6 protein-coding genes and 1 pseudogene are annotated in these 6,572 nt (G+C 60.6%); 6 read left to right on the top strand and 1 reads right to left on the bottom strand.

The window, feature by feature from the left end; genetic code table 11:
- Nucleotides 1-419: pseudogene (locus tag EN750_RS13065) on the bottom strand (hypothetical protein); the annotation flags it as partial.
- A gap of 282 nt (nt 420-701) precedes the next feature.
- Here EN750_RS13065 and EN750_RS39390 point away from each other — a divergent pair.
- The 6 genes from EN750_RS39390 to EN750_RS13035 all read left to right on the top strand — a co-directional run bounded on the left by EN750_RS39390 (nt 702) and on the right by EN750_RS13035 (nt 6,384).
- Nucleotides 702-866 (top strand): hypothetical protein, encoded by a 165-nt coding sequence (locus EN750_RS39390; protein WP_189526173.1) that lies wholly within the window; start codon nt 702-704, stop codon nt 864-866.
- Nucleotides 867-988: 122 nt separating this feature from the next.
- Complete coding sequence (locus EN750_RS13055) at nt 989-1,252, top strand: hypothetical protein (RefSeq protein WP_127396654.1); 264 nt, start codon at nt 989-991, stop codon at nt 1,250-1,252.
- On the top strand, nt 1,212-1,499 hold the full coding sequence (locus EN750_RS13050; protein WP_236383207.1) for a hypothetical protein: 288 nt from the start codon (nt 1,212-1,214) through the stop codon (nt 1,497-1,499). Before EN750_RS13055 ends, EN750_RS13050 begins: the two co-directional genes overlap by 41 nt.
- A 336-nt stretch (nt 1,500-1,835) precedes the next feature.
- Complete coding sequence (locus EN750_RS13045) at nt 1,836-3,227, top strand: family 16 glycosylhydrolase (protein WP_127396653.1); 1,392 nt, start codon at nt 1,836-1,838, stop codon at nt 3,225-3,227.
- Between the two features lie 101 nt (nt 3,228-3,328).
- Nucleotides 3,329-5,074, top strand: a complete 1,746-nt coding sequence (locus EN750_RS13040) for a type I secretion system permease/ATPase (RefSeq protein ID WP_127396652.1) — start codon at nt 3,329-3,331, stop codon at nt 5,072-5,074.
- On the top strand, nt 5,074-6,384 hold the full coding sequence (locus EN750_RS13035; RefSeq protein WP_127396651.1) for an HlyD family type I secretion periplasmic adaptor subunit: 1,311 nt from the start codon (nt 5,074-5,076) through the stop codon (nt 6,382-6,384). Before EN750_RS13040 ends, EN750_RS13035 begins: the two co-directional genes overlap by 1 nt.
- Nucleotides 6,385-6,572: the final 188 nt, after the last annotated feature.

The raw sequence follows: 6,572 nt of genomic DNA, 5'->3' as shown, positions 1-6,572 counted from the left end.
ATATAGTTAAACTCCCTAGAGTGGATATCATGGGGGAACTTGTCTCGCATCGATGCGAGAAGCGAGCGAACACCTTTGATATCGGCCATGATCGCCCGGCAACCGCCGATGTCGTTCATGGTGTCCAAATTGGTGGTGGACTCTCGAAGCTTCCGACGAATGGATGCCATGCGCTTTGGCCGGGATGCCATGTCGCCCTCCAGTCGCAGGGCTCTTATGTGATGACGGACAGAGAACCGAACGCTGCGCATCGGCAGAAAGTGCGAGTCGCGCCAGCTATTGGCGATTGAAAAGATTTCGAGTGCGTCCACATACTGGCCGACAGTGATGTCTCGTGCGAACTGAATAGGTTTTGCCAGCCGGTCGCCTGCCTTGCGAACGGCTTTCATGCTGTAGGCAAGGCGCGGGTACTCAGTCATTGGAGCCAAGAAGTCATGGTGGCCCGCCTCATTCTGGACTGGCGGGACTATCGCAGGGGAATCAGATCCCAAGAGTCATATCCGTTTGGGTAAGCGAAGTACCATAGCGCGCGACATCGTATCTCCGCGAGCGAGATACCGTCTCGGCCGTATCTGCATAGATCGCGCCCCTGGACATGACGCGGACGTACATGCCGCCACGCTCAGGCGGCTTTCCACTACAGCCATCGCCGCCGCCGACACCGAACCATCGCCACCGCACACGACCACAAGGTCGGCCATTTGGCGCAGGCGAACTATGTCACTGGCAATCTCCGGCAAGACCTCGAACGGGGCGGATTTCAGATCGTCCTTCGGCGCGCCGCTTTGATGCTCCGGAACGTCGCCGACGTCCCGCTGGAGCCTGCGACAGAAGATGCGCTCAAGCCCATTGCCGGAGAGATTTAAATCGGCAGGGCCAGATCGGCCTGGCTCCTGTAAAATCTGGAGCCGAGTCGCGATTGGCCGGAACCAAACAGAACAGCCGTAATTATCAGCCGAGGGACCGCAACCGCATAGGAAGCGGAACGATGGCTGAAATTCTTGATTTCGAACTTGGCAGTTCAAGGTTGCGCGTCAAACGCGCCGAGAAATCGTTGAAGCGCGCAGAGGAAGGAACGGACAGGAAAAATGGCGTGGTGAATATCGCCCTGTGCTGCAGGATCCGGGCAGCTCAACAGCGCGTGACGGAGGCCCCGGGAGCGCCAGACCAATATCTATACGTGGGCGGCCTCCAAATCACCCCGAATGGACATGAAATGGCGAGGAGTTGCCGTCATGACAATACTGTTTGAGCCGCTGGACTCGGATTACCACAAGCGCAGCGTGCTTTATCACGCCACGCGGTTGTCGATGCTCCACGATCGAATGCTGATGCGTTTCAACAAGGTTGACGAAGCGGCCGACAAGGTTGAAGCCGCAGCGGCCGTGCTGGTCGATGTCACCCACGGCTCTGCCGTCGACGCGTTCCAAGACGCGGTGTTCCGGAATTCGTCGGCAGATTTCCTTCAGATGGAAACAGGCCAGACCCTTGGGCTCTGAACTGCGAGGGATGACGCCAGTGTTTCGGCAGCTAGGGCCGCCTGCGCCCTGCGAGACGGTGTGCAACCGTCAACCCGGAGCGGCCTCCATCGCCGGCGGCCCGCTAACGCCGGCGTTGCTGGCGCAAGTTCGCCGCCCCTTTCGGACGCCTTCATTGTGGTTTGAGTGCGCCGTCGAAAACAGTCTCAAGTTCCCCACTGACGGCCTGACGGACGCGCCCGGACCCTCCGCATTTACTCTTTGGTAACCCTCCCACGTTGGAAGACAAAACGTATCGGCTCCTTTTGCCCTCCATCGTGTTAGGGCTTGGAACAAACCAACGGAGCTGTGAGTAAAATGGCCACCGTAACCAACGCCAAGGGTGTTCCGCTCCCCTATAGTGGGTCCTCCGCAAAGTGGTACTCGGCAACGAATTCGGGCCCGGCCCTCTACGGCAGCATCTATAACGATTCGCTGTATGGCGACGGCAGCGTCAGCGTCACGATGTATGGCGGCAAGGGCGACGATATTTACTACCTGTACTCCGCGAAAAACAAACCGGTGGAGCTGCCCAACGAGGGCATCGATACGATCTCGACCTGGATGAGCTACAGGCTGCCGGCGAATTTTGAGAATCTGACGGTCACGGGCGATAAACAATATGCCTTCGGAAATGCTCTGAACAATATCATCGTCGGTGGTTCCGGCCAGCAGACGCTCGACGGCTTGAAAGGCGACGATGTTCTCAAGGGTGGCTCCGGCGCTGACATTTTTGTCGTCAAACCGGGCAATGGCAGCGACCTCATTCTCGACTTCGGCGCCGACGATATTGTGCGCGTCGGAGGCTACGGCTTCACCTCCTTCGACCAGGTGCACGCCAACATGGTGCAGTCGGGATCGAACGTCCGACTCACCCTGTCGCCAACCGAGTTTCTCGTCTTCGCCAACAAGACCATCGACCAGTTCAGCGCCAACCAGTTCGATCTCGCCCTGGACAAGTCGCATCTGACGCTCACCTTCTCGGACGAGTTCAATACTTTGAACCTGCACAGCGGTTCTAGCGGGACCTGGGACACGAACTTCTGGTGGGGTGCTCCGAACGGCAGCTCGCTCACCACCAACAGCGAGCTTCAGTGGTATATCGACACCAGCTACGCCCCCACGAGTTCGGTCAACCCGTTCAGCGTCCAGGACGGTGTTCTCACCATTACGGCCGCCCGGGCTCCCGACGCGATCAAGCCCTACATAAACAACTATGATTACACGTCAGGTCTGTTGACGACCTACCATTCCTTCGCACAGACCTACGGTTATTTCGAAATTCGAGCCGACATGCCCGAAAAGCAGGGTGCATGGCCGGCCTTCTGGCTTCTTCCGGCGGATGGCTCCTGGCCGCCGGAACTGGACGCCGTGGAGATGGTCGGCCAGGATCCCAACAAGCTTACCCTGACCAGCCACTCGAATGCGACGGGGTCGCATACGAAAGTGACCTCGACCGTATATGCAGCGGATACCGAAGGGTTCCACAAATATGGGGTGCTTTGGACCCCAAGCGAGCTGGTCTGGTATTTCGACGATGTCGAAGTTGCCCGCGCACCAACGCCTGCCGACATGCACAAGCCAATGTATATGCTGGTCGACCAGGCTGTCGGCGGCATGGCGGGAGCGCCCGCCGACGGGCTTGCCACCCCTTCTGAAATGCACGTCGACTATGTCCATGCCTACGCGCTGAATGATTGGTTCATCTAGGTGCCATGCTGAAAGATGGAGTGAAACCGACACCCTTCGCCAACCGGTCTTGGACGCGTTCATTGCCGCTTGCGCCCGCGCTGGACCCGAGGTGAAGGAAGATGTCTCACATCCATCCATCTGAGCCGCCGCGAACGACGCTCACGGCGATATTCGCTTCCTTTCGCCGGGCATTCGTCGGCATCGCCTTGATGAGCGGGGTCGTCAACGTCCTGGCGCTGACCGGCTCGTTCTTCATGCTGCAGGTCTACGATCGCGTCATTCCCGGCCGCAGCGTGCCGACGTTGGTCGGCCTTTGCGTGTTTGCGGGCACGCTGTTCGTCTTTCAGGGCGTCCTCGAACTGATCCGATCGCGGCTGCTGGTGCGTATCGGCATGGCGCTCGATGCGCGGCTCAGCGGGCAGGTCTACATCGCACTGATGCGTCTGCCGTTGCGCACGAAGCTCACCGGCGATGGCTTGCAATCATTGCGGGACCTCGATCAGGTCCGGTCGTTCCTGTCGAGCGCTGGGCCGACCGCGCTGTTCGACCTGCCTTGGATGCCGCTTTACCTCGCAATCTGTTTCCTGTTCCATTTCTGGATCGGCATGACCGCGCTGCTCGGCGCCGTCATTCTGTTTGGCCTGACCTTGCTTGCGGAGGTGCGCACCAGGCAGCCCGCGAAACGTGCCAACACGCAGGCCGCTGCGCGCAACACGCTGGCGGAGGCGACGCGCCGCAATGTCGAGGTGCTTCAGGCAATGGGTTTTGGCACACGCATCGCCGAGCGCTGGTCAGGCATCAACGCCGACTATCTCAGCACCAATGCCAAGGCGAGCGATTTGGCGGGGACGCTCGGAACGACATCGAAAGTCGTGCGCATGATGCTTCAATCCGGCATCCTGGCGATCGGCGCCTGGCTCGTCATCCATCAGGAGGCGACGGGCGGCATCATGATCGCCAGCTCGATCATGATGAGCCGAGCGCTGGCACCGATCGAACTCGCGATCGCGCATTGGAAGAGCTTCGTCAGCGCCCGACAGGCCTGGGCGCGCCTGACTCAGCTTCTGGGGCTGCTGCCCGAGGCAGCAACAAGTGTCTCGCTTCCGCCACCGTCGTTTCGCCTCTCGGTAGAGGGCATCAGTGTGGCGCCGCCGGGCGAGCGTCGCCTTGTCGTTCAGGATGCGGGCTTCGTGCTGCAGAAGGGCGCCGGCCTCGGCATCATCGGTCCGAGCGCTTCGGGAAAATCCTCGCTCGTCAGAGCGATCGCCGGCGTCTGGCTGCCAGTGCGCGGTACCGTCAGGCTCGACGGTGCGACGCTCGACCAGTGGTCGTCGGAAGAACTCGGCAAGCATGTCGGTTATCTGCCGCAGGATGTCGAGTTGTTCGATGGCACCATTGCCGAGAACATAGCTCGCTTCGAACCCCAGCCCCCCTCGGACAAGATACTGGCCGCCGCGCGCGCCGCCGGTGTTCATGATCTGGTGGTTCACCTGCCTGAAGGTTATGAAACGCGTATCGGCGAGGCCGGGGCGGCGCTTTCGGCGGGCCAGCGACAGAGGGTCGCCTTGGCGCGTGCCCTCTATGGCGATCCGTTTCTTGTCATACTCGACGAGCCGAATTCCAATCTCGATGCCGACGGCGAAGCCGCCTTGACGGCGGCGATCCAGGGCGTGCGCGACAGAGGCGGCATGGCCATCGTGGTGGCGCATCGCCCGAGTGCATTGCAAAGCCTTGACCAGATCCTTGTCATGACGAACGGCAGTATCCAGGCCTTTGGCCCGAAGAATGAGATCATGACCAAGGTGACCCGCCCCATCAGTGTTCCGTTAAAAGTTGTCTCAAGTCCTGAAGAGGCGTCGCTCTGATGGCGGAGAGGGCGACATCGGTGATCGATCGGACCATTCGACGTTATCTGCTCGGCGGCGTTGCGACCTCCATCCTTCTGGTCGGTGGAGCGGGCAGCCTTGCAGCGGTGACCGACCTCTCCGGCGCAGTCATTGCCTCGGGAAAGCTGGTTGTCAATTCCAGCGTCAAAAAGGTGCAGCATCCAACCGGCGGCGTGGTCGGCCAGATCTTCGTGCGCGAAGGCGATGCCGTGCAAGCGGGACAGGTTTTGATTCATCTCGATGAAACCGTCACCCGCGCCAATCTGGCCATTGTCACCAAGAGCGCGGATGAACTCGATGCCCGCCTGGCACGTCTCAAGGCCGAGCGCGACGGTGCGGACGCCATCGGTTTTCCGCCGTCGCTGATGTCTCGGCGGGACGATCCGGATGTCAGCGGCACGATGGCCGGAGAGCAGTCGCTCTTCGAGTTCCGCCGGCAGGCACGCGCTGGCCAGAAGGCGCAGTTGGCGGAACGTATCTCCCAGCTCGCCGAAGAAGTCTCCGGCCTGACCGAGCAAAAGGACGCCAAGAGCCAGGAAATCAAGCTGATCGGAACCGAGCTCGCGGGCATGCGCACACTATGGCAGCGCAAGCTGGTCTCAATCGATCGCATCACCGCTCTCGAGCGCGAGGCCGTGCGGCTGGAGGCTGAACATGGGCAGCTGACCGCCGCGATAGCGCAGTCGAAAGGCCGCACGTCGGAAATCCGCCTGCAAATCATCCAGATCGATCAGGATCTGCGCAGCGAAGTCGCCACCGAGCTGCGTGAGGTCCAGGCAAAACTCTCGGAACTCGTCGAACGCAAGGTATCGGCCGAAGACCAGCTCAAGCGCATCGACATTCGCAGCCCGCAGGCCGGCGTCGTCCTTCAGCTTGCCGTACATACGATTGGGGGTGTCATCACTGCGGGCGAACCGGTCATGCTCATCGTGCCGGTCGCTGACCAACTGACCGTCGAAGCCCGTGTCGCGCCACAGGACATCGATCAGCTGAAACAGGGGCAGGAGGCGACGCTGCGGCTTTCGGCCTTCAATCAGCGCACAACGCCTGAACTCAACGGAACCGTCAGCAAGATCTCCGCCGATCTCAGCACCGACGAGCGCACCGGCGCCGGTTATTACACCGTGCATATCGTTTTGCCGCGCACGGAACTTGCCAGACTCAAAAGACTGACCCTGGCGCCCGGCATGCCGGTCGAGGTGTTCTTCTCGACCAGCAGCCGCACGATGCTGTCCTATCTCGTCAAGCCCCTGGCCGATCAGATCCAGCGAGCATTCCGGGAGGAGTGAAACGCGCCCGGGCTGCAACGACCGGCCGCTCCCCGTCGCGAGCTCTTCATTGGGCCTGCCGCCTGCATGATGCTGCCGGCGGGCTCGGGTGTCACAACCGAAATCGATGACCACGACAATCCCTTTTCGAACCGACGTGAGGAACATGCATCCGCAAGCGAAGTTCGGAATTTGCATGGTGTGAGAAC

It is taken from the genome of Mesorhizobium sp. M7A.F.Ca.ET.027.03.2.1 (assembly GCF_003999175.1).
Taxonomy (GTDB): domain Bacteria; phylum Pseudomonadota; class Alphaproteobacteria; order Rhizobiales; family Rhizobiaceae; genus Mesorhizobium.
The sequence above is the reverse complement of the archived record's forward strand: the minus strand, read 5'-3'. Positions and strand labels throughout refer to the sequence as shown.